Annotated in this window: 29 protein-coding genes and 1 pseudogene; 11 read left to right on the top strand and 19 right to left on the bottom strand. The window is 43.1% G+C overall.

What is annotated here, in order from left to right; translation table 11 throughout:
• The first annotated feature begins 42 nt into the window (after nucleotides 1–42).
• Nucleotides 43–945, top strand: a complete 903-nt coding sequence (locus OCU28_RS13510) for an endonuclease/exonuclease/phosphatase family protein (RefSeq protein WP_261818201.1) — start codon at nucleotides 43–45, stop codon at nucleotides 943–945.
• A gap of 65 nt (nucleotides 946–1,010) precedes the next feature.
• On the opposite strand, the gene OCU28_RS13505 is transcribed toward OCU28_RS13510, so the two are convergent.
• The 3 genes from OCU28_RS13505 to OCU28_RS13495 are packed head-to-tail and all read right to left on the bottom strand — an operon-like array spanning nucleotide 1,011 to nucleotide 2,138.
• The gene (locus OCU28_RS13505) at nucleotides 1,011–1,424 is read right to left on the bottom strand and encodes a YeeE/YedE family protein (RefSeq protein ID WP_261818200.1); all 414 of its coding nucleotides are present in this window, start codon (nucleotides 1,422–1,424) and stop codon (nucleotides 1,011–1,013) included.
• Nucleotides 1,425–1,427: 3 nt separating this feature from the next.
• Nucleotides 1,428–1,850 (bottom strand): YeeE/YedE family protein, encoded by a 423-nt coding sequence (locus tag OCU28_RS13500; protein ID WP_261818199.1) that lies wholly within the window; start codon nucleotides 1,848–1,850, stop codon nucleotides 1,428–1,430.
• A gap of 9 nt (nucleotides 1,851–1,859) precedes the next feature.
• Nucleotides 1,860–2,138, bottom strand: coding sequence for an ArsR/SmtB family transcription factor (locus OCU28_RS13495; RefSeq protein ID WP_261818272.1), 279 nt, complete (start codon nucleotides 2,136–2,138; stop codon nucleotides 1,860–1,862).
• 208 nt (nucleotides 2,139–2,346) lie between these two features.
• Here OCU28_RS13495 and OCU28_RS13490 point away from each other — a divergent pair, with 208 nt between their 5' ends.
• Nucleotides 2,347–4,050 (top strand): FAD-dependent oxidoreductase, encoded by a 1,704-nt coding sequence (locus OCU28_RS13490; RefSeq protein WP_261818198.1) that lies wholly within the window; start codon nucleotides 2,347–2,349, stop codon nucleotides 4,048–4,050.
• Nucleotides 4,051–4,114: 64 nt separating this feature from the next.
• Here the strand turns inward: OCU28_RS13490 and OCU28_RS13485 are convergent, their stop codons facing one another.
• Nucleotides 4,115–5,200 (bottom strand): ketoacyl-ACP synthase III, encoded by a 1,086-nt coding sequence (locus OCU28_RS13485; protein WP_261818197.1) that lies wholly within the window; start codon nucleotides 5,198–5,200, stop codon nucleotides 4,115–4,117.
• Between the two features lie 93 nt (nucleotides 5,201–5,293).
• On the opposite strand from OCU28_RS13485, the gene trxC reads away from it, so the two are divergent.
• Nucleotides 5,294–5,722 (top strand): thioredoxin TrxC, encoded by a 429-nt coding sequence (trxC, locus tag OCU28_RS13480; protein ID WP_261818196.1) that lies wholly within the window; start codon nucleotides 5,294–5,296, stop codon nucleotides 5,720–5,722.
• A gap of 84 nt (nucleotides 5,723–5,806) precedes the next feature.
• Here the strand turns inward: trxC and OCU28_RS13475 are convergent, their stop codons facing one another.
• Both OCU28_RS13475 and OCU28_RS13470 read right to left on the bottom strand, forming a co-directional pair.
• Nucleotides 5,807–6,514 carry an HAD-IA family hydrolase gene (locus OCU28_RS13475; RefSeq protein WP_261818195.1) on the bottom strand — a complete coding sequence of 236 codons (708 nt, stop codon included), beginning with the start codon at nucleotides 6,512–6,514 and terminating at the stop codon, nucleotides 5,807–5,809.
• Between the two features lie 111 nt (nucleotides 6,515–6,625).
• On the bottom strand, nucleotides 6,626–7,105 hold the full coding sequence (locus tag OCU28_RS13470) for a flavodoxin (RefSeq protein WP_261818194.1): 480 nt from the start codon (nucleotides 7,103–7,105) through the stop codon (nucleotides 6,626–6,628).
• 90 nt (nucleotides 7,106–7,195) lie between these two features.
• On the opposite strand from OCU28_RS13470, the pseudogene OCU28_RS13465 reads away from it, so the two are divergent.
• The 5 genes and pseudogenes from OCU28_RS13465 to OCU28_RS13445 form a co-directional block, all read left to right on the top strand.
• Nucleotides 7,196–7,633, top strand: a pseudogene (locus OCU28_RS13465) (CreA family protein); the annotation flags it as partial.
• A gap of 202 nt (nucleotides 7,634–7,835) precedes the next feature.
• Nucleotides 7,836–9,140 carry an inosine/guanosine kinase gene (locus OCU28_RS13460; RefSeq protein ID WP_261818193.1) on the top strand — a complete coding sequence of 435 codons (1,305 nt, stop codon included), beginning with the start codon at nucleotides 7,836–7,838 and terminating at the stop codon, nucleotides 9,138–9,140.
• Nucleotides 9,141–9,190: 50 nt separating this feature from the next.
• Nucleotides 9,191–9,820 (top strand): thioredoxin domain-containing protein, encoded by a 630-nt coding sequence (locus OCU28_RS13455; protein ID WP_261818192.1) that lies wholly within the window; start codon nucleotides 9,191–9,193, stop codon nucleotides 9,818–9,820.
• Nucleotides 9,821–9,828: 8 nt separating this feature from the next.
• On the top strand, nucleotides 9,829–10,302 hold the full coding sequence (locus OCU28_RS13450) for an FKBP-type peptidyl-prolyl cis-trans isomerase (protein WP_261818191.1): 474 nt from the start codon (nucleotides 9,829–9,831) through the stop codon (nucleotides 10,300–10,302).
• 252 nt (nucleotides 10,303–10,554) lie between these two features.
• Nucleotides 10,555–10,737: a hypothetical protein gene (locus tag OCU28_RS13445; protein WP_261818190.1), complete on the top strand. Its 183-nt coding sequence runs from the start codon at nucleotides 10,555–10,557 to the stop codon at nucleotides 10,735–10,737.
• 56 nt (nucleotides 10,738–10,793) lie between these two features.
• On the opposite strand, the gene OCU28_RS13440 is transcribed toward OCU28_RS13445, so the two are convergent.
• From OCU28_RS13440 to nirB, 8 genes are all read right to left on the bottom strand, one after another.
• Nucleotides 10,794–11,390: a beta-phosphoglucomutase family hydrolase gene (locus tag OCU28_RS13440; RefSeq protein WP_261818189.1), complete on the bottom strand. Its 597-nt coding sequence runs from the start codon at nucleotides 11,388–11,390 to the stop codon at nucleotides 10,794–10,796.
• A gap of 90 nt (nucleotides 11,391–11,480) precedes the next feature.
• Nucleotides 11,481–12,179, bottom strand: a complete 699-nt coding sequence (locus OCU28_RS13435; RefSeq protein WP_261818188.1) for a DUF1223 domain-containing protein — start codon at nucleotides 12,177–12,179, stop codon at nucleotides 11,481–11,483.
• A gap of 296 nt (nucleotides 12,180–12,475) precedes the next feature.
• The gene (locus tag OCU28_RS13430) at nucleotides 12,476–13,474 is read right to left on the bottom strand and encodes a transposase (RefSeq protein ID WP_261818187.1); all 999 of its coding nucleotides are present in this window, start codon (nucleotides 13,472–13,474) and stop codon (nucleotides 12,476–12,478) included.
• A 182-nt stretch (nucleotides 13,475–13,656) separates the two neighbouring features.
• Nucleotides 13,657–14,493 carry a hypothetical protein gene (locus tag OCU28_RS13425; protein ID WP_261818186.1) on the bottom strand — a complete coding sequence of 279 codons (837 nt, stop codon included), beginning with the start codon at nucleotides 14,491–14,493 and terminating at the stop codon, nucleotides 13,657–13,659.
• A gap of 129 nt (nucleotides 14,494–14,622) precedes the next feature.
• On the bottom strand, nucleotides 14,623–15,384 hold the full coding sequence (cobA, locus tag OCU28_RS13420; RefSeq protein ID WP_261818185.1) for a uroporphyrinogen-III C-methyltransferase: 762 nt from the start codon (nucleotides 15,382–15,384) through the stop codon (nucleotides 14,623–14,625).
• A gap of 172 nt (nucleotides 15,385–15,556) precedes the next feature.
• Complete coding sequence (locus OCU28_RS13415; RefSeq protein WP_261818184.1) at nucleotides 15,557–16,366, bottom strand: formate/nitrite transporter family protein; 810 nt, start codon at nucleotides 16,364–16,366, stop codon at nucleotides 15,557–15,559.
• Nucleotides 16,367–16,484: 118 nt separating this feature from the next.
• The gene (gene nirD / locus OCU28_RS13410; protein ID WP_261818183.1) at nucleotides 16,485–16,808 is read right to left on the bottom strand and encodes a nitrite reductase small subunit NirD; all 324 of its coding nucleotides are present in this window, start codon (nucleotides 16,806–16,808) and stop codon (nucleotides 16,485–16,487) included.
• Nucleotides 16,809–16,822: 14 nt separating this feature from the next.
• Nucleotides 16,823–19,378, bottom strand: a complete 2,556-nt coding sequence (gene nirB / locus OCU28_RS13405) for a nitrite reductase large subunit NirB (RefSeq protein WP_261818182.1) — start codon at nucleotides 19,376–19,378, stop codon at nucleotides 16,823–16,825.
• A 242-nt stretch (nucleotides 19,379–19,620) separates the two neighbouring features.
• On the opposite strand from nirB, the gene add reads away from it, so the two are divergent.
• On the top strand, nucleotides 19,621–20,616 hold the full coding sequence (gene add / locus OCU28_RS13400; RefSeq protein ID WP_261818181.1) for an adenosine deaminase: 996 nt from the start codon (nucleotides 19,621–19,623) through the stop codon (nucleotides 20,614–20,616).
• Between the two features lie 44 nt (nucleotides 20,617–20,660).
• Here add and OCU28_RS13395 read toward each other — a convergent pair whose 3' ends face one another.
• Nucleotides 20,661–21,590, bottom strand: coding sequence for a GlxA family transcriptional regulator (locus OCU28_RS13395; RefSeq protein WP_261818180.1), 930 nt, complete (start codon nucleotides 21,588–21,590; stop codon nucleotides 20,661–20,663).
• Nucleotides 21,591–21,692: 102 nt separating this feature from the next.
• Between OCU28_RS13395 and OCU28_RS13390 the strand changes: the two genes are divergently transcribed.
• Nucleotides 21,693–22,214, top strand: a complete 522-nt coding sequence (locus tag OCU28_RS13390) for a cysteine hydrolase family protein (protein WP_261818179.1) — start codon at nucleotides 21,693–21,695, stop codon at nucleotides 22,212–22,214.
• 50 nt (nucleotides 22,215–22,264) lie between these two features.
• Here the strand turns inward: OCU28_RS13390 and OCU28_RS13385 are convergent, their stop codons facing one another.
• The 3 genes from OCU28_RS13385 to OCU28_RS13375 form a co-directional block, all read right to left on the bottom strand.
• Nucleotides 22,265–22,885 (bottom strand): LysE family translocator, encoded by a 621-nt coding sequence (locus OCU28_RS13385; RefSeq protein WP_261818178.1) that lies wholly within the window; start codon nucleotides 22,883–22,885, stop codon nucleotides 22,265–22,267.
• Nucleotides 22,886–23,037: 152 nt separating this feature from the next.
• On the bottom strand, nucleotides 23,038–24,525 hold the full coding sequence (locus OCU28_RS13380; RefSeq protein WP_261818177.1) for a DUF1254 domain-containing protein: 1,488 nt from the start codon (nucleotides 24,523–24,525) through the stop codon (nucleotides 23,038–23,040).
• A gap of 152 nt (nucleotides 24,526–24,677) precedes the next feature.
• Nucleotides 24,678–25,397, bottom strand: a complete 720-nt coding sequence (locus tag OCU28_RS13375; RefSeq protein ID WP_261818176.1) for a LysR substrate-binding domain-containing protein — start codon at nucleotides 25,395–25,397, stop codon at nucleotides 24,678–24,680.
• Between the two features lie 145 nt (nucleotides 25,398–25,542).
• On the opposite strand from OCU28_RS13375, the gene OCU28_RS13370 reads away from it, so the two are divergent.
• Complete coding sequence (locus tag OCU28_RS13370; RefSeq protein ID WP_261816841.1) at nucleotides 25,543–26,736, top strand: ISL3 family transposase; 1,194 nt, start codon at nucleotides 25,543–25,545, stop codon at nucleotides 26,734–26,736.
• On the opposite strand, the gene OCU28_RS13365 is transcribed toward OCU28_RS13370, so the two are convergent.
• The gene (locus OCU28_RS13365; RefSeq protein WP_390623831.1) at nucleotides 26,688–26,918 is read right to left on the bottom strand and encodes a LysR family transcriptional regulator; all 231 of its coding nucleotides are present in this window, start codon (nucleotides 26,916–26,918) and stop codon (nucleotides 26,688–26,690) included. The two genes, OCU28_RS13370 and OCU28_RS13365, sit on opposite strands and share 49 nt — an antisense overlap.
• Between the last annotated feature and the right edge of the window lie 80 nt (nucleotides 26,919–26,998).

The following is a 26,998-nucleotide window of genomic DNA, read 5'->3' as shown; positions in this document are numbered from 1 at the left end:
CGAAGCGCCTTTGTCATGGGCAATGTAGAAGGAATTAGAAAATTGAAGGGATTTATTGCAAAAAAACACCTTGCATTTAGAGTAATAATACTATGCATTATATTTGGGTCACCCGTTGCATATAGCCAACAATTACGCATCGCAACGTGGAACATTGCATGGCTTACAAAGGAGCCTTATCCACAATTTTCTCAAAGTATACGCAGCTCTCAAGATTGGCAAACATTGCAGCAATATGCCGATCAACTCTCTGTTGATGTACTCGCATTTCAAGAGGTCGATTCTAAACAAGCTATTTCCAAAGTCATGGGGGATAACTATCGCATCGTGTTATCTGAACGCAGCCTAACTAAATATCATCGGCATCAGTTTAGCGACATCAATCAATACACAGGTTTCGCGGTACGTAATACATGGCGCATCATCAATCATGCCGATCTCAACCTTAATACCAGTCCCAACGGCAAACTGCGATTTGCCACCTATATAGAGCTGCATCAACCAAGCAAGGAGTCAATACACCTATTGTCTGTACATTTAAAAGCGGGATGCCAAGCCAAGAAACGAAGTACTCGCTCGTGCGCAATACTGGAGAAACAAGCAAAACAGGTCAATCTATGGATAACGCAGCGTGAACTAAAGCGGCAACCCTATATCATCATGGGAGACTTTAACCACAATCTAGCTTACCCAAATGACTGGCTATGGAACCTGATAGCCAGCAACAGCTCACCCGCTCTCGCAACAGTTAACACCAAGGCTACCTGTGAAATACGCTCCGATAAAAACCCGAACCATACTCATAGGTTTCGCTCTCTGATTGACCATATTATTGTCAGTAAAGGACTAGCGACTCGCAATACCGCACAAGTCAACTATCAAAAACGCGATGTGCTTCAGTATCAACTCAGTGACCATTGCCCATTACGGGCAACCCTATATTAATAAAAAAGGGCTCTACTATTTAAAGCAGAGCCCTTTCTATCAAACAGATTCAGTTTTGGTCGGTACTATTTAGCCGTTATTCGCCGTCCTAACATCATACCCATCAACATAGTCATCAAAAATAACCACGCTCCACTGTGATTTATCGCCAAAGATGACACCACAGGCCCAGGACAAATACCAGCCAACCCCCAACCAATACCAAACAGGCTGGCTCCTAATAATAGTCGCTTATCTATAACGCTATTTTTAGGCGTTGAGAATTGTGGATGCAATATAGGTTGGCTACGCCTTTTTATCACTAAATGATAGACAGGTGCAAATACCAGCAGCGCGCCACCCATAACAAAGGCCAAGCTTGGATCCCATTGTCCTGCAACATCAAGAAACCCGATGACCTTTTGCGGTGATGCCATTCCCGAGATAGCCATTCCTAAGCCAAACAACACGCCTGCAATTAACGCAATAATTTTAAACATAACCTATCCCACCACATGTAATCGAAGATATACGGTTACGCCCGCCACCAGCATAAACACGCATGTAGCAACGATAGAGCGTATTGAGAATCGACCTATACCACAGATGCCATGCCCAGAAGTGCAGCCATTACCAAGAGTGGTGCCCAGACCAACCAACAACCCAGCCACAAGCAACATGGCTAAGTTAGTATCGTAGTTTTTAGGGATATCAGCGCCAAACACCACTACCCCAGATAATCCGCCTAACACCATTCCGACGACAAACAAGCCGCGCCATATCCGTTCATCTTTCACACTAGAAATAATGCCAGACACTATCCCACTGATACCGGCTATCTTGCCGTTGAACAATAACAGTAGACTGGCAGAGACACCCAACAACATGCCGCCTAACAGCGAATCCCACGGAATCGAAAAAGCCATGCTCAGCTCCTAAACACAATAAATATTGTAAAGACTCTCGATCAACTGTCTGATTCGAGGATCTTTCAAAGAATAAAATACCTGTTGCGCCTCTTTGCGAACCGCAACCAATTGATTGTCACGTAATACCTTTAGGTGTTGTGAAAGCGCCGACTGATGCAGCGTTGAATGCTTCAATAGCTCAGTTACCCCCTTCTCACCTTCAATCAACTGACATAGCACTAACAAGCGTTCGTGGTGAGATAATACCTTTAGCGTTGTCGCGACTTGCATCGCTTTAGCGGTCATTTCCGATAAACCGATATCGGCATCATCAGTGCTGTTTATCTCTATATTCAATTACATATCCCATTGGCAAATCCTAGGCACAAAATTAACCCAGCTTTAAATATTAGTCAATTCTAATTAAGGTTATTGCAATATAGGTTAAGTTAATTTAGCATTTACTAATTATAAAGCACTTAACGGTCACAATGGCCGATGTGGAGAACTTGAAATGACTAAGATAATTATTGTTGGTGGAGTAGCCGGTGGAGCATCCGCAGCAGCTCGTGCACGCCGCCTAAGTGAAGACGCTGAGATTATTATGTTTGAACGCGGTAGCTTCGTTTCATTTGCGAACTGCGGATTGCCTTATCATATCGGTGGAGATATCCAAGATCGTTCAAAGCTATTACTGCAAACTCCACAAAGCTTTCTAGCACGCTTTAACGTCGATGTTCGCGTAATGAATGAAGTGATAGAAATAGACCGTCAAAACAAAACAGTTACCGTTAAAAACGTAATCGATGGGACTGAATACGTTGAGTCTTATGATTTTCTATTGTTAAGCCCTGGCGCGGCGCCATTCGTTCCTCCAATTGATGGGATTGACAACCCTCTCACCCATACCCTTCGTAACATCCCTGATATGGATCGTATTCTGCAAACCATTCAAATCAACAAACCAGAGCATGCCACAGTTGTTGGTGGCGGGTTCATTGGCCTAGAAATGATGGAAGCCTTTCATCAGCTTGGCATAAAAACCACCTTAATTGAGATGGCTGATCAAGTTATGACGGCTGTTGATAGAGAAATGGCAGGGTTTGCGCATGCTGAGATCAAAGCGCATGATGTGGATCTACGCCTAGGGACCGCGCTCGAGGCTGTCAGCTATTTACCAAACCAGCATGTAGCTGATAAGAACGCTGGGGAATCTAGTGAACATCAACACCTGCAAGGTGAATTAGAGCTCACTCTTAATAATGGTGAAACGCTCAACACTGACATCCTTATCATGGCAATTGGCGTTCGTCCTGAGTCCACATTGGCTAAGGAAGCAGGCCTACAACTTGGCGATTTTGGTGGCATATATACTAACGACGCAATGCAAACCAGTGATCCGTATATCTACGCGGTGGGAGACGCGGTTGAAGATGCGGATTTTGTAACCGGCAAACCTGGCTTCGTTCCACTGGCAGGCCCTGCAAATCGTCAGGGACGCATGGCGGCTAACAATATGTTTGGTGGTGAGCAGACTTATCAAGGCACCCAAGGTACCGCTATTGTTAAGATCTTCGATTTAGCTGTCGCATCTGTAGGTAAAAATGAGAAATCACTCGAGCGTGAGGGTATCTCTTACCAAAAAGTGTACGTACACACAGCCAGTCATGCGAGCTATTACCCGGGATCTGAAATCGTGTCTTTAAAACTTCTGTTTAGCCCAGAAACGGGTAAGATCTTAGGTGCACAAGCAGCAGGTAAAGATGGTGTTGATAAGCGAATCGATGTGCTTGCTGTTGCTCAGCGTGCAGGAATGACCATAGACCAGCTACAACACTTAGAGCTAACCTATGCGCCACCATATGGTAGTGCGAAAGATGTCATTAATCAGGCAGCATTTGTTGCCAATAACATTGTTAATGGTGAAGCAATGCCAATCCACTTTGATGAGATTGACAACCTAACTGACAATCAATTATTACTCGATGTACGTAATCCAAATGAATTGCAAAATGTAGGCTTTATTGAAGGCGCTATTAATATCCCTGTTGATGAATTACGTAATCGTATCAATGAGTTGCCAATAGACAAAGAAATCATCATTTATTGTCAGGTAGGGTTACGCGGTAACGTAGCCTATCGTCAACTGGTTAATAACGGGTATAAGGCACGTAACCTAATTGGTGGTTATCGCACCTATACGTTTGCCAAAGCGTAATCATTTAGCGCTATACACTCTAACCACAGGTAAAACCGTGGCTAGAGTGTAATACAGCCTAGATTTACAACGGCTTATTCTTACAATGATCTATCGCTTTTTCTAACAGCTGTAATGCACTTTGATCACACGGTGCAAGCTCAATATCGCTCGCACCAAGTGGTGTCACCCTATCGCCCCATTTAATATGCCCTGCACCCCAAGTTAAACCGGCCCCAAATGCTGCAGTAAGAATATCAAAGCCCGGCTTTATTCTTCCTTGCTCTACTGCTTCGCACAATGCAATTGGCACAGTGGCAGCGGAGGTATTACCATAATTTTTGATATTCACAAACGCCTTACTTTGCTCAATACCTGCAACATCGCATAGAGTTTGAATAATGCGAACGTTGGCTTGATGTGGAACGACCAAGTCTATATCGGATTTGGTGAGCTGAGCTTCAGTCAAGACATGATGAGCTGCAGCCCCCATCCCTTTTACTGCGCGCTTAAAAATCTCTCTACCTACAAAATCAAACTCAAAATAGCCGTTATCTACTGCAAATCGGTCCATCGCAGTACCGAAAGCTGGAACAGCAAGAATGTCACGCGCAGCTGAATCACACCCCAGTTTACTTTCCAGTAATCCAACCCGTTTTTCGGTTGCGCTAAGCACAACCGCGCCAGCACCATCACCAAATAACACCGCTGTATCACGCTGAGTCCAATCAATAAAAAAGCTCAAATGCTCCGCGCCGATTACTAACGCATGTTGGTAATTTCCCGCTTGAAGCATACGGGTAGCCGTTTCCAGACCATACACAAACCCGGTACATGCCGCATTGAGATCAAACGCCGCCGCTTTAATAGCTCCTAAGTTATTTTGCACCTTTGATGCAATATTTGGGATCAAGGTATCAGGTGAACAGGTAGCAACGATAATAAGGTCTAGATCTTGCGCACTAATTCCCGCGCAAGCCACTGCTTGGCCCGCAGCAACGGTGGCTAAATCAGAGGTATCGACGTGACTTATCCTACGCTGGGCGATCCCAGTTCTTGACTGAATCCATTCATCCGACGTATCTAAAAATGTACTTAAGTCGGCGTTTGACAAACTCGCTGATGGAAGACATTTTCCCCATCCCGTGATCTCAGCATATGTATTAGCCATGTTTCCTCTTGCTACAGATTTGTTATCATATTAAAACAACATAACACAAACTTATTTAGCGGGCTCTAAGTCCAGTCTCAACAAGGAAAAATCATGTCCAATTTTGTGAGTCGATGCCCTCATTGCTCAGCCCTTAATCGCATTCCCACCTCTAAGATTGAACAATCTCCCATATGCGGAAAATGTAAATCGGCAGTACTCGACCGTGCAGTCATCGAAGGAACCCAAGACAACTTCAACCCACTGATTCAAGGTAGCATTCCAGTGGTGGTTGATTTTTGGGCAAGTTGGTGTGGTCCGTGTATGAGTTTTGCACCTACATTTTCACAAACAGCGCACAATTTCGATGCGCCACTACGTTTTGTAAAGCTAGATACCGAAGCTCACAGTAACCTTAGTGCACAATTTGCCATTCGCAGCATTCCTACCCTGAAAATATTCAAGCAAGGTAAAGAGATCGCTTCAATTAGCGGTGCGCTCACCCAATCTCAATTTAAGACATGGTTAGCACAGAATTTGTAGTATTGGAGGGAATGACAATTAAATGACGTCGCCTTATGTATATCGGCAACGTCATTTTCCATTGAAGGGCGCTATATATAGAGATTATACAAGGCTGGTTTGTTTAGAGTAATCAGAGTTAGATAGGTCAGAATTTGGTTCAAGCATTTTTAATATGTCACGCAAGTCATTAATTTCAGAGACATTATCGAAATAGATCTGAGGAGAGATAGCGTTGGGCTTAAAATGCACAGTGTGAACATTAGCACTTACACCAGCTTGGATGCCCTTACTGGTATCATCGATACATAAGCATTCACTGGGTAAAAACCCCATACTCATGGCAGCAAATTGCACTAAATCGGGCTCTGGCTTCCAGCTATTAGCGTCAAAAGCTGAGAAAATACGCCCTTTAAAATAGCTATCTAATTCAGTAAACGTCAGCTGCGCTTCAATGCGTGCCCGAGGGCTATTTGACATGACACAAACCTCAATATCACGCCTTTTCAATTCATCTAGTACATCTTTGGCATACACCATAGGCTGCAGATGTTGTTCATACAATATTCGAGCTTCTTCTCGATACAGTGGCTCTAACTCATCGATATCGACGGCGAGGTGGCGCCTAAAGCAGGTTTGCAGCAAGATTTCTGACAGTTTTCCGCCGTCAAAGTGCCTTAGCGCTTCTTCCATACTAATTTTTACATCGAATTGAGCAAAGGTGTTAACCAACGCCTGACAGCAAAGCCTTTCGCTATCAACTAGCGTGCCTTCACAGTCGAATATTACGCACTTTATCCCTTGATGAACCATAAACATCTCCTTCTGGTTGTATGTTTATAGTCAATGAATCAAGTTGAATAAAACACTGTGGATAGGTTTTGTTAACTGAGTGCGAATTGTGTTTCTAAAAATTGATTTAGATCACGACTGTACAGCTTGTAACCAAATTGTATTATGCAAACCACCAATTTGCTGAATCAACGATCCCAGCTTGTGTTTATCCGCCAACTGGAAATCCGATATTAAGATCTGTTTATCCATTTGGGTAACAATTGCGGTGGCAACTACCTGCCCATCATTAAAGGCTAGCCATAGCTGCGATGCTTCTTTATCTAGAATAATCTGGGCCAAGAACTCAAGCAACAAACCCTGACTTTGAGTTGGAAGTTGTACATTATTAGAAAAATGGTCGGCGAACATTACCGTCATTTTATGAAAGTCAGCCTGCAACCACTCTATGCCTGTTTTCGCAGCAATCTCGCCAGTCAATGCTTCAGTGCTCGACGCCTCCATGAGGTCAAGGTATATGGCTTTACCCAATACACTTTCACGAGTGGGAAAATCAACTTCAATATGAGAAGTCATCCAGCTTATTTTCTTACCTAAAATTTCACTACTCATATCAATCAGTTAACTATTGGTTGTGTGTTAGACTATATACCTAAGTAATGGTAACGCCTAGTTAAACAAGGAAACTCAATGAAGAAGTTAATGACATTAGCGAGCTGTGCACTTGCCCTAACCCTAAGCGGCTGTAATAAAAACGAAGTGGGTGACGTGTCTCTGGGGCTGTTTACGATGAAAGATATTAAAATATCAAATTTGAATGATGACAAAATCCCCGGTGTAACATGTCATATCGCATCCATTGAGGCTAACTTGAGTTTCTCTGATCCTAGTGACAGTTCTATTTCCTGCCGCCAAACCGGTGACATAACGCCGGAAATGATTGCCGCTATCGACAAGAGTAAATCAGGGGAAGTGGTATTCAAACAATCGAAAAGCATCTTCTTCAAAACGATGAAAGTTAGGCGTATCTATGATGCGAAAAATCACACCTTACTCTATCTCTCCTATACCACCAAAGAGACCGAGGGCAGTTTCAAGCATAGCCTTTCAACGGTACCTTTATGGGGAACAAAGGCGTATCCGAGCCTAACCAATCAAACCAGTTTGCCTGATGTTCAGCCACAGCCAGCGCCAAGTGCACGCCAGACCTTAGACGAAAGCAACTCAGCAGATGGAGAACCTATTTTTTAGGCATCTAAGTGATTATTGTTTGAGCGAATAGAGAATGTGCAGAGATATCACTATGGTATACTCTGCATAAAACAATACCACTGAGCCTTACATGAAATTCCCTGGCCAAAGAAAATCTAAACACTATTTCCCGACCGAACTTCGTGATCCCCTCGCGAATCAAATTCAACAAACGCCAAAACTTGCCCGACCAACCATAATTGGTGTAGGTCAAACAATTGTTGATATTGAAGCTCGCGTCGATAATGCGTTCATAGACAAATATGGTTTAAGCAAGGGCCATTCGCTGGTTGTTGAACAACATGTGGCCGACGCATTATATCAAGAGCTTGTAGAGCGAAATCTTATCACTCATGAGCATCCCGGCGATACAATCGGTAACACCCTACATAACTTCTCTGTGCTGGCTGACAGCAAATCCGTACTACTGGGTGTCATGTCTAAGAATATTGAAGTTGGTTCTTATGCATACCGCTACCTATGTAAAAATTCCGCTAGGGTTAATCTCAATCACTTACAAACCGTTGATGGCCCTATTGGGCGCTGTTATACCCTTATTAGCGATGATGGAGAGCGCACATTTGCCATCAACGAAGGGCATATGAATCAGTTAAAGCCCGAGAATATCCCTGAAGCTATCTTTGAGAAAGCCTCGGCGTTGGTAATTTCAGCGTATCTTATGCGCGGCCAACCTGAAGACCCAATGCCCCAAGCCGTTCAGCGTGCAATCACTCTTGCTAAAGAATATAACGTGCCAGTGGTATTAACCCTTGGTACTAAATTTGTCATTGAAGGCAACGCTGATTGGTGGCAAAACTTCCTCAAAGCCAATGTGACCGTTGTCGCCATGAACGAAGAAGAAGCTGAAGCCTTAACCGGTGAAAAAGACCCATTGCTGGCTGCCAATATGGCCCTTGATTGGGTTGATTTGGTGCTCTGTACTGCAGGTCCTGTTGGGCTTTATATGGCAGGTTATTGTGACACTCGTAATACACGTGAAACCGACTTCACATTATTGCCCGGTAATATCGCTGAATTCAATAAATACGAATTCAGCCGTGCTATGTTATACAAGGACTGTGTAGAACCAGTGCGGGTATACTCTCATATCGCACCGTATCTGGGTGGGCCACTAGAGATCAAGAACACCAATGGCGCTGGAGATGGTGCGTTATCTGCTGTATTACACGATATTGCAGCCAACGCTTACCATAAGCAAAATGTTCCGACCTCTAAAAAGCATAAGGTTAATTTCCTAACTTATTCATCGCTTTCTCAAATTTGTAAGTATGCAAATCGGGTAAGCTATCAGCTATTAACACAGCATTCAGCTCGTTTATCGCGCTCTTTACCCGAGCGAGAAGACAGCTTAGAAGAAGTATATTGGGACCGTTAACCAACTGACAATTAGGCACTTAGGTGCCTATTTTTATATAAAGAAGAACAATGAAATCAATAATCAAAAGCATTGCATTACTTACCTTCAGTTGTTTATTTATTACAGCCTGTAGTGAGAATTCAACACCAGAACTTAATAAACAGTACAGTAAATTACCCAATGACGTCAGCGATATACTCGATGCTCCAGTTGCGGAAGTATTCTCTTTGACCTGCGGTCATTGTATGAAGATGGAGCAATTTATACCTGAGATCGAAGACAAAATTGGTCAGCCTATCGCTAAGGTGCACGTGACGTTTAACAAAGATGCTCAGCTTGCTGCAATGTTCTATTACGCGGCACAGATGCAATCTCCAAATAACAAAGTCGCACCAGATATGATGCACGCCTTATTCGATATCTATCATGCTGACAGCGACAAAACCTCTGAGCAGCGTACTGCATTGCTAAAAAAGGCGTATCACGACCACGGTATGGTTTCCCCTTACGATCTAGATAAGTCGCAGCAGCAACAATTGTTCGCTGATGTTGGAGATGCAATCAAAATCTCAGAAAAGGCGATGATCAATTCCGTACCGACCTTCATTGTAAATGGCAAATATATGGTGATTACATCTGCTCATAACGATGTTCAATCAATGGCAAATACTATCAACTACCTTCTAAATCAAGGATAATCAAACTTATGTCAAAATTCTTATTTCCGGCGATCATCATCGTTCTTGCCGTATTTATGGCCTATCGTGTATGGAACAACCATAAAGAAGGTCAAGTTAACTTTGAACAAGGCCAAGAATTTCTAAAGCAAAATGCACAGCGTTCTGAGGTTATAACTACCGAAAGTGGCTTACAATATGAAGTGTTACACAAAGGCGACGGTGAAACCCATCCAGGGCCTAAAAGCGTAGTTAAAGTGCACTATCACGGTACCTTGATTGACGGTACGGTATTTGATAGCTCAGTAGATCGTGGTGAGCCAATTGAGTTCCCTTTAAATAAGGTGATCAAAGGTTGGCAAGAAGGGCTTCAACTAATGACTAAAGGCGATAAATTCCGTCTATTCATCCCTAGCACCCTAGCTTATGGTAAAGGTGGAACTGGCCCAATTCCAGCTTCAGCAACCCTAATTTTTGAAGTTGAGCTGCTCGATATCAAATAGAAAATACCGGCGCGCAACAAAAAGGGATGGCTTGCCATCCCTTTTTACTTTCCACTTTACGCAATTTTTTATCACCTAACGTTCCAGCTCAACTACCCCAAGCCTCCCCCTATTCCAATACGTGCATTATCATGCGATTTGCATATTAATTTCATAATTTGCCAATCTAATGTTGCATTTTTCCATAATGCACTGATTGAATAAAAGCAGTATTGTTACAGCCGACAAAATAACCAATTATGAGGCTGAACCATGAAAGTATTAATTCAAATTACTAAACCTGGAAAATACAAAGACCAAGCATGGGAACCAACTAAGATGAAATCAAAAGGCGAGGTATTTGCCGTCACCCCTTCTTATGCAGCACAGTTAATCGAGAAAGAACAAGCTGTATTAGTCGATAATGGCAGCGAAAACATCTTAATTGATGCTTAATTGACGCCAAATTGAGGAAAAGGACCATATGCTTGGTCCTTCCTTAATATCAAGTATTAGACAGGCTTAAACTCCAAACCCGCCTCAGTCACCAAGATACAATCCATACCCGCAGCATGTGCTGCTTGTAACCCCAGCAAAGTATCCTCAAACACCACACAACTCTCTGGAATTAGTCCTAATTTTTCTGCTGCTAACAAAAATGTATCCGGAAATGGTTTATGATTTTGAACATCGGTTGCGGTCACAATAGCATCAAAATGTTCAATAATACCTTTGGCTTTAAGTAACTCAATAGCACCCTTTCGCTGCGCTCCAGTCCCCACAGCAAGTTTTTTCTCACCTAAATGGTTCTGTAAAACGCGGTAGGTCGACTCAATGAGTTCGCCTTTATCTTTCAGGCTGTTAAATAGTGCCATCTTAAATGCAGAGACTTCTATAGGATCAAGGGCCAAGCCATATTTGTTGTTGATCTCAATGACTATCTTGGGGCTTGGCATACCCCCCATGCCATTTAACCATTTACCATCAAATTCAAACTGGTAATGTTGCGCAGTCTGTTGCCATGCAGCCACATGATGCGGCATCGTATCAATCAAAGTCCCATCCATATCAAAGATAATGCCTTGATAATCTTGCAGTTGTATTGTCATTGTTATGTCTTAGATAAGTGAATATCTTACGGATACTAAACGGTAATTGATTGAATATACATCCGTTTAATCTCAAACATATTACATTCACTAGAAATTAATCATACCCGCGACGGTCTGAGTCGGTTTGAACTCTGTTGGGCGCCTAATCCAGGCGGCTACTGCATCAATTCGATTGTCAGTAGAGTTCGAAAATTGCCACTGTTGCTTTCCTTGCCTTTGCTGCTCTTGTATAACAACGAAATCATGCGATAGTACTCGCCCCTGATTCTCTCCCTTATTAACCTCGGTTTTCTCATCTAAAGCAAGAAAAACCAAAGTTGCTATATACTCCTTGCTACCTTCATAGCTAAGGCGATAGCTAGAACCATCCAAGGTTAAGGTCAATTTACCTGCGGAGTTAACCTCCCTTGCCGGAAGTTGCTTACTCCTACGATAGAAAAATCCTCGCCATTCCATACCATCTACAACAAAACTTGGGGTATAGACACTGCTTAGCACTCCATAAGAGTGAAATAAGCGTTGTTTTTGAGTAAAGGCAGGCTGTGCATAGCGATCTTTCCAACCAATATAATCCCAGTAATCTACGTGATATGCAGCCGGAATTTTGTCAAGCCACAACCTTGGTTCGCTCGCAAATGATGACAAGTATTGATCCGCTGGAGGACAACTCGAACACCCCTGCGAGGTAAATAATTGTATCAGTTGTGCCGGTTTTCCAGAATTAGACCATGTCTGTGCCCAGCAAATAATAGGAATTTGTAGCAGTATAAGAATTACAAAACGCATAGGTTTCTCCTTGTCTTACAGTAACAAGACCCTACTAACACAATTTTCCTTTCATTCTAGACATCCATTCTTTTATTAGTGGACATCCAAATATTGTATATTCTAAATACGATACTTAACTGTTACATAGTGAAGTGTAAGTTAGTGATTTGAATCTGGTAAATGTTGAATAATGCCGTGAAATTGACATTAAAATACGTAAATTGGGGAATTCAAGGCGTGGCGTGGCGTGGCGTGTCGTTAGCTAGGCTAATTAATAAAGATGTGCGGTGAATATGAGTAAATAGAGCGAGTGGTTAGTGCAAACATCGTCGCAGTTGGTTCTTTTTCGCTATCCATCGCCTACCTGTGTGCTCTGCAAATAACGCCAATTCATCTAGTGTACCGACAGCTCCTTGATAATCTTTACCAAAATTACTGGCTAAGCCCATCCAAGTCTCTGTATCTAAGCCGAGTGAGTGCAGTAGTTTCGGGTGCGAAGCGACAATTGCACCGGGTTTGTCATTTCGAATAACACGGCCACTCCAATCCACTAGCTCAATATAATCGAGTAATGAATACGGAATGCCAAGCTGCTCAGACTCACTGGTATCGCCAACAAAACCAAATAATGCCTTCTTGTTACAAGGGTTGTCACTTTGCTGTTCATCTTGATGTGACACTCCGTGAACACGCTCATAAACGGAGGTGTATTCAGACGCTTCGATACTGTCGTTGATGCCTGCGCGTATGGGGTTCAAATCGACATAAGCCATGCACGTTAATAAGGCTTCTTCATCAAGTAACGCTTGAGACTTAAACCTCCCCTCCCAAAACCTTCCGGAGCAGTCATCTTCTGCGTTGGCTTTGCGTGCAATAAACTCATTTAGGCTGCGCATAAACCATGAAATATCAATCAGGCGATCTCGCCAATCATTGATGATACTAAGAGCCGCTTTACTTTCAACTTCAGCGCAGGTTTGCTTTTTTAGCCAGCGCTGAACTAATACGGGAAGTGAGTACAACAGCCCCCACCTCCAGCAGACCTCTTCATCACTAAGCTGTTGATTTAATTGCTCGTCGACATGCAGCACAATGTGGTAATGATTTGACATCACCGCATAGGCGCAGATATCCATACTAAATACCGTCGACAAATAATACATTCGCTCAACCACCCATGCTCGGCGGTGCTCAAATGATTGCCCTGTATATTTATCGTCGCCACACAGATAGGCTCGACGAACACAACGCGAGATACAATGGTAATAAGGGGTATCAGAAAGGGAGACTTGAGACTGTCGAGATTGGGTCATAACAACTACCTCCAAGGTGCACTGTGCATCACTTAAGGCTAGTTCTGGGATCTAGTTGCGTCAATATTTGTGGGTGTCCATTAATTTCTTTTTTAGTTGCGTCAATATTTGTGGGTGTCCATTAATTTCTCCTTAATTTCTCTCTTGCTAATTTCCTAATTTCTGCGCGAATTTCTGATTCTTTAGTTTAAGTTATCTAAATACTTCTGCTGCTCGCCGATCTTCTGCAGTTTATCCATAATATGTTGAAAACGCTGTCGATCTGAGTCTGAATAAAAGATCAAGGTGTTGTTTTGGACATCCCACGCATCTCTATTCTCATCCAACATATTAATAATACTGCGCACCTCTCTTAACGCTAGAAGCTCGGCTTTCCAGATCTTCTTTTGAACCTGAGATTTATACATTAGATCTTTAACATAACCCTCTTCGACACCACTGGCTTCGGAGTTATATACTTTTTTTTCTAATTCATATGATTGTTGTTGAGTTTGCAATAAGTGCTTAAGGATCGCTTTGCGCGTTTCATCAATGATAAAATAGCTTTCAACTAAATCAGTATCATCCTCTATTCGTGCCGGATCTAAGATCGTATACCATCCTGACTCCAACACCGCTTGTTGGTAGCTCTGACTCAAATCTGAGGCTTCAAAGATCTCTTCACTTACCTGATTATCGCTGGACAAACTGGGTGCCCTATCAATTCGAATAGCCGTATCTGTGTATTGTAAAGGGATCGATTGTACTGAGAAATAATAGCCGATTCCTAGCGCGATAATGATCGATACCAATGCCCACGCAGCCCTTACAATGCGTCGAGCACTCGTAAAAAAGATCAGTAAAATTCCCCAAGAGAATAGAATCGATGCTATCCATTGCCAACTGTTGCTAATAATGGATGAAGATTCGAGTTTGACTATATAGCCTTGATAGAACGAAAGTGATGTAACAGCCGCTAAACCCAACATAAAGTAGGTAAAGCTAGAGAGAGTATCGACTCCCCGCCATCGTCGCCTCATAGTTAGCATTCCTTGCTAGCAGATATGGAGCCTCTTCCTGAGGCTTAGATAATATGGCTCGGTAGGTTTTGAGTTAAATCCTTTAACTAACCACCTACTACGCGCTATTTAAATGTAGAAGATATCCCGCTAATTGTCGAGCCAACTCAATTGTTTATGCAGGCTTGTGACACTACCCACAACTATCAAAGATGGGCTAATAGCCTGCATCGCGATTTCAGACAATGTGCTCAAGGTTCCGGTCAATACTCTTTGATTAACGGTCGTACCGCGTTCGATAATGGCAATCGGTGTGTCACCATCTAATCCATTATCCATAAGCTTAGCTTGAATATTAGGGCTTTCTTTTAATCCCATATAAAAAACCAAGGTAGTATTCCCTTTAGCAAAACCAGACCAATCCACTTCCATCCCTTCACGTTTTAGATGACCGGTAATAAAGTGTACGCTCTGTGCGTGATCGCGATGAGTAAGCGGAATACCTGCATAAGCCGTACACCCCGCAGCAGCTGTAATACCTGGTACTACCTCATAGGGAATAGCTTCAGCTGCCAGTTTTTCGAGCTCCTCACCGCCACGACCAAACATAAAAGGATCACCGCCTTTTAGCCTCACCACATGCTTGTTTTCACGTGCTTTATTCACTAATACTTGGTTTATTTGGTCTTGGGGTACACAATGAAGATTGAGCCGTTTACCCACGTAAATCCGCTCTGCCTGAGGATTAACTAACTCCATGATCTCTTCTGAAACCAGCCTGTCATATAATACAACCTCAGCTTTTTGGATGAGTCGTAACGCTTTTACAGTCAAAAGGTCTGGATCTCCAGGCCCCGCACCGACTAACGAAACAAATCCACCTTGATTTGCTGAAGTTGCATGTTTTGTCATAGTTATAACTCGCTATTGGCTAGTCAATACACCTAGCATCAAGTGCTTAAGTTCAAATGGCTAAAAATTGTATATAACGCGTCTCCCGCAGTATTCCACAGAGGACCAGCTATATACAATTGCCCCACAAAATGCAGGGCAACTGCGCTATATTGCTACATGTTGTAGTCGTTTATTTACCCACAGCAGGTGCTGTTTTAGCGTGAGTAAGATAAAGAGGAATACAGGTAAATAATAAACCACCTACGATATTACCTAAAATGGTTGGGATTAGATTGAAGTTCAACCAAGTCGCAATACCAAAATCTGCACCTAGCATCATACCTAGAGGGAACAAGAACATATTTACAACCGTATGCTCAAACACAAGCGCAAAGAAGATGAAGATAGGAAGCCACATCGCAACCACTTTACCAGCTACAGTACGTGAGCTCATATTACCAATGACACCTAAGCACACCATAAGGTTACAGAAGATAGCGCGAACAAAACACGTTATCCATCCATCAAAGCCCATATGTTCAAATCCTGCTGAGCGCGCTGTCGATGCAGCAATAAATTTCTGAGCAACCGCATTTGGCTCTATAGAGAAATTAGCCGTCAAAGAAACGGCGATCAAAAACGCGACGATCAAAGAACCAATAAGGTTACCTAAACCAACCCATCCCCATACACGTAATACGCCACCCCATGTAACCCCAGGACGCTTATCAAATTTTGCCAAAGGTGCTAAGCCAAATGCTCCCGTGACCAGGTCATAGCCCATCAGGCTTAAAATACAAAAACCTACTGGGAACACCAAAGCCCCAACAATACCGATTCCTGTTTGCACAATAGTAGTGATTGCGACTACAACTGCTAGTGAAAGAATAATCCCCGCCATAGTGCCTCGAAGTACCAGGTCACGAGTGCTAGTTTTTATCTTCGCTTCCCCAGCATCAATCATAGTTTGTACTATTTCTGCAGGTTTAAAGTCGTTCATTTTGTTCCCTATCATTAAATTTAAAAATAAATAGGTAAGCGTTCTCGGAAACAAGCTATACACCAAGCCCCCACTCGTGTGTAGCCCTATAGCCCAGAACGCTTCGACTATTTAATCTTTAGGCGGACACTTCCACATAATCTTTATTAACGCGCGTCTTGTACGCCTTAATATTGAAGTTTTCATCTTCCTTACACGCACCAGTCAACAGATTAAAGCGTTGTTTTTTGAGGGGGCTCGCCACCCAAAATTGCTGGTCATGCTCCACAATAAGGCCGCGAGACAGCACATTTGATTGATAAAATGGGTCCATATTGCTTATCGCGAAGACTGATTTTTCCGCTGTAGGGCGAAAAATAGCAACCTGCTCTTCACCAACCAATGCGCACACACCAGTACCTGGGATGATGTCGTCTATATTGCAAACTTTAGTAAATGCCATGATGTCGTCTCCCTTTACACCAAATCAACATGAAGGATATCGCCCTTCGCTTGTGGGTGCTTTTCAGTAAATGTTGCCGGACGATGCTGGTCACGCTCGGTTACAAACACCACGTTATCATCGCGTTGATCTGAGTTAATGAAATGGGCAAAGCGTTTGAGCTGTGCTTCATCGTTTATCGCATCGGTCCACTCACAGCGATACTCTTCAATAAGTTTGGCCACATCACTCTCTAACTGATCGTTAATACCAAGCTTGTCCTCAACAATAACCTCGCGTAGATAATCAACCCCGCCTTCGAGGTTTTCTAACCATACCGAAGTGCGTTGCAGTGGCGCAGCGGTGCGGATATAAAACATCATGAAACGATCGATATATTTGAGTAGCGTTGCTTGATCAAGATCCCCTGCAAGCAGGTCACCATGACGAGGCTTCATACCACCATTACCACAGACATATAGGTTCCAACCAGCATCAGTTGCAATGATACCTAAGTCTTTACCCTGCGCTTCGGCACACTCTCGGGTACAACCTGAAACACCAAATTTCATCTTATGAGGCGTTCGAATACCCTTGTAACGGTTCTCGATCATCACACCAAGCCCTACTGAGTCTTGAACACCATAGCGGCACCAGGTTGAACCAACACAGGTTTTTGCCATGCGAAGTGCCTTAGCATACGCTTGACCGGTTTCGTACCCTGCGGCAATCAGCTTCTTCCAAATAGCAGGAAGGTCATCCTTTTGCGCACCGAATAAGCCAATGCGCTGTGCGCCAGTTATCTTGGTATAAAGGTTATATTCTGCAGCAACATCAGCCAGAACGCCGAGTGCTTGTGGTGTAACTTCACCACCAGCCATACGAGGAATAACCGAATAGGTGCCGTCTTTTTGCATGTTGCCTAAGAAGTTATCGTTGGTGTCGTGCAATTTAACCAATTCAGGCTTAAGGATGTGTTCACCCCAGCATGATGCCAAGATGGAGCCGGCCAGAGGTTTACACACTTCACAGCCATAGCCTGAGCCATGCTTTTCAAGTAACTCATCAAAGGTCTTGATTTCACCAATGCGTACCAGATGGAATAGCTCTTGACGAGAGTATGCAAAGTGTTCACATACGTCGTTTTTCACTACAACGCCCGCTTTTTCAAGCTCCGCATTAAGTACAGATGTGACCAAGGGAATACAACCGCCACAACCGGTTCCCGCACCCGTCACTGACTTTATATCGCCTATGGTATGGTGGCCATCAGCAACCGCTTGTGCGATCTTGCCTTTGGTTACGTCAAAACATGAGCAGATCACAGCAGATTCAGGCAGTGCATCAGCGCCGAGAGTCGGCTTTTCTGCGCCAGCGTGAGCTGGAAGGATCAACGCGTCGGGATGTTCAGGAAGGTCAATTTCATTTAACATCAATTGCAGTAAATCGCCATAATCGGAGGTATCTCCAACCATTACCGCGCCAAGCAGTTTTTTGTTATCTGCGGATACAATAAGGCGTTTATAGACTTCTTGCTCTTCGTTTTGGTATACGTAGCTCTTACAACCTGGCGTGCGACCATTGGCATCACCTATTGAACCTACTTTTACCCCAAGCAATTTCAGTTTTGCTGACATGTCAGCGCCTTCGAATGTGCTGTCGTTACCCACTAGATGATCAACGGCAACAGTAGCCATTTTATACCCTGGGGCAACCAAGCCATAAAAGTGCTCATTCCATGACGAACACTCACCAATGGCATAAATATTGTCATCAGAGGTTTGGCAATAATCATTAATCGCAATACCACCACGAGGGGCAATATCTAACGTCATTTCACGAGCAAGCTTATCTTGAGGACGAATCCCAGCAGAAAAAACGATGAAGTCGGTTTCTATCTCAGTACCATCAGCAAAACGCATAACGTTGCGGGCATTAACACCTTCAGGTGCGATCTCAAGGGTATTTTTACTGGTGTGAACCTTAACCCCCATGCTCTCAATTTTTTTGCGTAACTGATTGCCACCAGCTTGATCAAGCTGCTCTGCCATTAGCTTAGGTGCAAATTCGACAACGTGAGTCTCAACGCCCAAAGCTTTAAGTGCGCCTGCCGCTTCTAATCCAAGTAGACCACCACCAATAACTACCCCGACCTTGCTTTTCTTAGAGCAAGCTTCAATCGCTTTTAGGTCTTCAATGGTTCTATAAACAAAGCAGTCTTTACTCTCACGGCCTTTGATCGGTGGTACAAATGGGAATGACCCCGTTGCCATAACCAGCTTATCGTATTGAATTTCACGACCAGTACTAGAGTGTACAATGCGCTTGTCACGGTTAACGTTAATCGCACGCTCACCAATCAATAGATTAATACCGTGCTTTTCATAAAAACCCTCTTTTACAAGAGAAAGCTCGTCTGCGGTGTGGTGTGAGAAATAGGAGGAAAGGTGAACACGGTCATATGCCTTACGTGGCTCTTCACAGAACACGGTGATATCCATGTTTGTGACGTCTGTTTTATCAACCAGATCTTCAATATAACGGTGTCCCACCATACCATTTCCGATGATGACTAACTTCATCTTGCTCATTGGTGGTTCCTTAATTTATGAATTAATACTGCGCTCGATTCTATGGGTGCGACGATTACCAGAATTGATCTAAATCAATTCAAGACCAATATACCCCTTATTGGGTATTTGTATTACAAGATGATGATTCGATAGCGTTATTTATTAATTTGAATGTTTTTAACGAGTTACGAAAATTGTAACTATCTCAGTCACTTGTTAGAATTATTAGCAATCAAAACCATTGACAACCCTATATAACAATGAATTATTTCGACCTTAAAAAAATAGACCTCCATTGCCATTTAGACGGCAGTCTACGCCCAGCAACTCTCATCGAGCTGGCTAAATTGCAACATATCGAATTACCAAGCGAAGATGTGTCTGTTATTGGTGAAATGATGATAGCGCCCGAAACCTGTAACGATCTTCAGCAATATTTAACGCGCTTTGACCTACCTCTACAGGTGATGCAGACAGAGCATGCACTAGAGCGTATTACTTATGAGGTCTATCAAGATGCGGCCCAGGAAAACGTTAAATATATGGAAGTGCGGTTTGCCCCATTATTGCATACCCAATTAGGGCTGAATGTAGAACAGATTGTAAGTGCAGTTGTTAAGGGCCTAGATCAAGCCCAGCAAGACCATGATATCCAAGGCAATATTATCATTTGCGCATTAAGAACCATGCCAACTGATACTATTATCCCGATGCTCGACCAGTGTCAGCCGTTTTTAGGTAAAGGCGTGTGTGCCTTTGATCTTGCTGGCGCTGAATTTGCCGGTTTTTGTCACGACTTTATCTCCCACGCAGATTATGCGCGAAAGCTTGGTTTTAATATTACTATCCATGCGGGTGAACAAGGTGAAGGGCAGAATGTCGAAGATGCGATTCGTTTATTGCATGCTCAACGCATAGGCCATGGGATCTTCATTCACAACCATAAGGGTGGATATAACGCAGTCAAAGATGGCAACGTCGGGCTGGAAACATGCCCTAGCAGTAATGTTCAAACTAAAGCGGTTAAACAGTTGAAAGACCACCCTGCAGCTCAGTTCTATAGACAAGGGCTACCGGTGACTATCAACACAGATAATCGTACCGTATCCAATACCACCATGACAAAAGAAGTACAAAAGGTAATTGAGCACTTTGAGTTAACCGAATCGGATTACCATAAAATTTACCTGCAATCGGTTGAACAGAGCTTTGCTAGTGATGAGATTAAACAGCAGTTAAAGTCACTGCTTAAGTAAACATACTCTCTTGCATTATTACGAGCTAAAGCGGCGCGACAGAGTTAACTGTCGCGTACAAATCGCTGCCGAAACATCTTAGGGGTTAGCCCTACAATTTTCTGAAACTGGTTTCGGCAAGCACCCACATCCTCATATCCCACCTTCCTAGCTATGCTCTCAAAGCTTAGGTTTGAACACTCCAATTGTTCACACGCCATTTGAATTCGATATCTTTGAACATATTGCAGCGGCTTATAGCCAGTAGCTTTGTGAAATCGTCTCAACAAGGTGCGTGTAGTCAGATGACACTGCTGTGCAATATTTGTTACTGATAAAGGTTTCGAATAGTGCGTATGAATCCAGTGCTGAGCCTTGATGATACTTGCATCCCCATGGGTTTCCGATGGACTAAACTGAGCGTAATAGCTCTGTTGTCGAGACCCAGTATCGACCACTAGTATCTTACCTACTTGACGCATTACAGAGGGCGAGCAGAAACGCGATATAATCTCTAATCCTAAGTCGACCCATGCCATAACCCCAGCAGACGTGACAATGTCACCATGTGAGATGAGAATTTTGTCCGCATGTACTGGAATATCTGGAAAGTGCTGGGTAAACAACTCGGCCAAGGCCCAATGAGTGGTGATGCTACGCCCGCCAATTACCCCACACCTAGCCAGTATGAACGCCCCGGCACATGCCGATGTCAATACGCAACCCTTAGCGTGGCTGCCTTTGATCCATTCGATTATCCATTCGTCTACCCTCAGATAAGCTCTATCTTGATCAATACTAGGTGGAATAATAATTAGCTGTGACTCAATACAATCGTCAATACATTCGACAATACTGATACTGAATTTGATTCCAATCGCCCGTTGCGCTAACACACGATTTGCCACCTCGAATAACTCACAAAGCCCATACACTGCTGATTTGGAGACGCTTGGGTAGGCAAGCAATGCCACTCGCTGCTGTCTAATTGTCATTTTTACCACTTTTTATGTCATAAATGACTACTGTCAAAACAGTATATCGCCAACATAATAGGCGCATCAATTACAAATATTGCACGCGAATAGGAACTCAACATGTCAAATCAAGCGCTAATTGTTATCGACCTTCAAAATGATTATTTTCCGCAAGGTAAATTTCCGCTATGGAATACCGAACACACCCTAAACAATGTGAAGCAAGCTATGATTCAAGCTCTGCAAAACAATGTATTAATTGTGCATGTCCAACACATTGCCGACCCTAAATTGGGGTCAGCACCATTTTTCAATCATGGAACGCAAGGGGTTGATATCCATCCACAAATAATGGAGATAGCACCACAAGCACAGATTGTTATTAAGAGGTATGCCGACGGGTTTCATTGCACTAATTTAGACGAGGTGTTACAGCAACATAATGTTTCTGAATTAGTATTGTGTGGCATGATGACGCAAAATTGCATTACGCATACCGCACTGTCAAAAACTGCTGAAAAATACAATGTTTCAGTCTTGTCTGACTGCACCACGACCGTAGATGAAATGGTGCACAAGATAGCTTTAAACGCCTTAAAACCACGTATCGTTTTGGCAACGACACAGCAGATCTTTGGCTAAAGTCCCAATACAGAGAAGAGTGAGCCTACTTCTTCTGTATCTACAGGGGGTTATTCAATTAACAACCAGATCGCTACCATGATCATCAGGCTTCCTGCTATTCGGTTCATCACTTTTACGTTGTCTCTATTGGCCAACATAGCGCGAAGCCCCTTTCCACCCGATGCATAAATCGACATACAGATAAACTCAGATAGCATAATGATAGCGACTAAAATGGCCAGTTGTGGGGTTAGAGAATACTGAGACGAAATAAACGGAGGTAATAGGCTTACCATAAAGGCCCAGCCTTTAGGGTTGGCTATCGCGGTAATAAATCCTTGTGCCATTAAGGCGTAGTTGGAGCTTTGATCAACACTAAGGCTTTCGGAAGATATGGCCATCTTTCCCTTAGAGCGCCACATTTGGATACCTAGATAGGTAAGATAACTGGCGCCAACGATCTTAAATAGCAGAAATAGAGTGGGCATTTTGATCATCACGGCCGCAATCCCCACAACCGCACTGATAGCGACTACCGCAACACCGACGACCTCTCCTAGCATCATCCATAGTGTACGCTTGTAGCCTATACTCATGCCTAGGCCCAGCGCAAGCGTCATACACATCCCTGGGGTAATTGAAACAAAGAAAAAAGTAGGGATAAATACCCATAATACTGACGTGTCCATTAACATCCTAATTAATTACCAGCGCAATGATTCGAAATTATCCCATCATAAATAAATATGCAACCTTACAGACCAATCCAATTCTACAAAGGCGCTTTATAATGCTAATGCATAAGTAAAAACACCACAGTCAAGCTGTGGTGTTTATAAGATTATTTCTGAAGTTCGAGATCCCCTGGACGCCAACTCTTATCAAACCAAGCTTCAGTTGGACCATAGACTCTAAACAACAAGTTGAACCCTTTATTGGGCATAGTCTGAACCCAGTTGTTTTCCCAGCCTTTTGGTGCTTTCGGCGCGAAATGTATGGTAATCGAACCATCTTTATTAGTGCGCAGCCCCTTTTTCAAACCATCCACACCAGCTGAGCGTTGATCGGTCTCCAACATTGAGCGAGTTTGATTATCGTAAATCATAAACGACCAAAAATTAGCCACTGGTATCCCCTTAGGTAGGGTAACCGTATAGTGTTTCGACCCATCATATAATTGACCATCTGCATCTCTAGAACCAATTAAATAAGCTGACCCCTTGCCTACTTCCTCTGTGACCATATCTGGCGTCGTTCCCGTGGCATAAAAGTGAAATACTGCACGCTCACTTAGGTTTAGTACGCCATTTTCATCTTTAAACTCATAACCAGATATAAGCGGTGTGTACCATGCACGATCGTCATACACTACCATCTCCTTATCTGGCGAGAATGTGGCTCCTCGGATCTCTGCGGTGGCAATCTTAGCAGCCTCAATAAACACCTGTTGCATCTCTGGGCTTGGTTTAAACGGCGTACCTTTCTCTATTCCAAGCTCTTTTGCCAAGCCTATAAATTCTTCGTCCCAAAGCTGGGTCGGTTCATATTGAACCAGGGCATTAATCTCCTGATAAAATGTCTCATCCATGGCATGCACAGTATTGTATTTTTCACCGGAAATATTAATAAACTCAGTTTGCTGCTCAGGGTTAGAGTATGGATATATCTTCATCGTATCTTTTAGTTGAGCGATTGATTTATCTAATGTGTCAGGGGTACTCACCAAGCGCAGCAATAACCAATGTTGATAACCGTCGGTTTGAATCGGGATATATCCAGCTGGGATCTTCCCTTCATAAGAGTTGTGATAAACAAAGTATTTGCCACCTTTACCTTGGTCTTGCGGATGCGTCACCCCAATACGACTGGTGAACTTAAACGCGGCATTGTCAATCAGCCCCAAAACAGGGGAATTGAGTTCTACAACCACAGGACCGTTTTTAACGTCTATCTCACCGGTAATATAAGGCGTTGTGGTATTAGGGGTTAACCACAGGCTCTCCGCAGTCAACATCTGCTCGGAGATAGCAATGGTTTTATTTGCTTGCATACCAATGCTTTCGTGGCCCGCTAACATACCTTGCATTGATGCTGCTGGAATTCCCGAAAGAAACAACCTTACCGCATTTGCCGTATCTACAAAGTTATTCGCCTTAGCGATTGTTTCAGCGTTCGGCGCACCGTCGGTATAGTGCAAATCACCAAGGTAGCTAGATTGCACATGATTTGGTGTAATGACCTGCTCAGGTACATTTGCACTGTATTTAGGGGTGGCATAAGCGCCACATGCTAGGGTTGAGATTAACGACGCTAAAAGTAACTTTTTCATATTGGATACTCACCTTAATTTAGTAACTACGTTTTCGTATTCAGGGGCCTTCTAGGCTTTGAGTTAATCCTAAGTCAGACACTAAAACCCTCCCAATGACTTACATGCAAGTAGAATTATGCATTAACCGGGTATTACTTTAGGAAGGCATATTATTCTAGGATAGCCATTGTTTGCTGTTCAATTTGCGAGGCGAACCACTGATGGGCAGGAGAATGAAAGACTCTTTGATGTTCAATCAGAAACAGTTGCACATGGTACTCCTGCGCCTGTTTAAATTGGTAGATTGGCACAAAATGCTGTTCAAAATCAGGTAAGTGTTTAAGTGCATTCATGCCAAATATGACACTATCTGTTCGTTTCGCTACATCCAGCAAAACTTGGGTTTGGGTGCTTTTTAGCTCTGGGGCGACCTGTATTCCGTAGTCACGAAATAACCTCGATAGTGGCGCATTAAACGCCTGTTTATGGTCTTCTTCTACCGTCATTGCCACAAAGGGATATTGCATGATTTGAGCAATATTAGGATTGCTGTAAGCCAAAGGATGCTGCTTACCAACAAATAATTCAGGATAAATGGTGCCAAGTAATCGTGAGCGATATTTCTTGTTATTCTGCTCACTATAGTAGACCGCAAAGTCCAATTTTCCGCTATCTAACAGATCAAAAGGGTTACTCTTTGCAGAGATTTCTATCAAATTGGAATGGGGTGATACCTTGAAAATATGACTTGCAAGTGATGGCATCATTAGGCTACCTAGCAAGCTGGGCATCGCTTTCGAGAAGGTTTCGTAGCACAAGGAAGCGTCAAATTCTTCACTGCCAAATAACGCACTTAACTGAGGTAATAATGAACGGAGTTCTTTTTCCAACTCCAGCGCTTTAACCGTTGGCACTAAACCTTTTGCGGTCCGATTAAATAAGGTTCATCGCGGATTAGTGGGAACTGAAAACAAAAACGGTAGTTAGTGGTAAGGTTACATCGCCAAACACAACCTTTCACAAACTACCGTTTTCATGCCGAATAATACTTTCCTATCGTCGTTCTGGGAAGGCTTTCAGATCGTAAAGTCTTATAAAACTGATTCATTAATCTCTATCACCTTAATTCCTGATACCCCTGCATACTGTTCTTGTGGTCAAGTTTCTGACTCTATTCATGACACTCAGTGGCGAACGCTTAAGGATGCGATGATGCTAGGCACACCCGTCGAATTACTCGTTCAAACTCGGCGCATCAGGTGTTCAAATTGTGGTATCAAGACTGAGTCTATTTCTTGGGTTAAGCCATATTCTCGCCTTACCAATCGGCTGATTGATTACATTGAGAATCTATTACCATTGCTACCCATCAAACACATTTCAGAGCTTACTGGGGTGCACTGGCACACCATCAAAGAAATAGATAAGCAACGTCTGAAGCGTGTCGTACCTGAGGTTCCTTGGGGTTGTTTGCGTCAACTGGTCATGGATGAGTTTGCCATATTCAAGGGGCATCGTTACGCCACTGTTATCGCCGATGCACAAACGCATCAAGTACTTTGGATTGGTCTAGGTAGAAGTCGTAAAGATATACGTCCGTTCTTTGAAATGCTTGGAGAGCATGCTCAAAATATCGAAGTTGTGGCAATGGATATGAACACCGCTTTTGACCTAGAGGTTCAAGCTCATTGTCCAAAGGCTTGTATTGTCTATGACCTTTTTCATGTCGTCGCTAAGTTTGGTCGAGAAGTTATGGATAGAGTTCGAGTAGATCAAGCCAACCAACTTAAAGATGACAAAAGTGCACGGCGTTGGGTCAAGCGCTCACGTTGGGTATTACTGAAAAATAGAGAGAACTTAAATACTAAGCAACAAAGTTACCTGGATGAAATACTTGCGGTTAACCGTGACTTAATGGTGACCCATTTACTTGGTGCTCAGCTCAAGGAGCTCTGGTACTGCGACTCGGAAAAACAAGCCAAAGACCTTTGGGAAATATGGTGGCAGCAAGTCCATGAAAGCGGAGTAAAACCGCTCATAAACTTCGCTAAAAAGCTGAAACCGTACCTTCATGGGATAGTGTCTTCAGCTTTGTATCATTTAAATACATGCACCTTGGAAGGGATTAATAACAAGATCAAGCTAATCAAAAGAATGGGCTATGGGTACCGAGATACGGATTACTTCTTTATGAAGATAAAAGCGGCCTTCCCCGGAAAGCCGCGATGAACCTTAAATAATGGGTCTTCAAAGGTATCTCGCAAGCGCTGTAGACTGCGACTCATCGCCGATTGAGAAACAAACATAACCTGCGCGGCTTGAGTCACATTTTTCTCTCTTAACAGAACATCCAAACTAACCAATAGATTTAGGTCTACCCTAGCGAGTTTCTTAACACGATCCGTTTGCATCTGATCTCTACTAACATCAATATTTGTAATAATAGTAAAGCACTAATTCTCGGTAAATGAATATTGTGAGTAAGATTAAT

This window comes from Vibrio gallicus (genome assembly GCF_024346875.1).
Classification (GTDB): domain Bacteria; phylum Pseudomonadota; class Gammaproteobacteria; order Enterobacterales; family Vibrionaceae; genus Vibrio; species Vibrio gallicus.
This window is presented reverse-complemented; position numbering and strand designations above follow the sequence as displayed.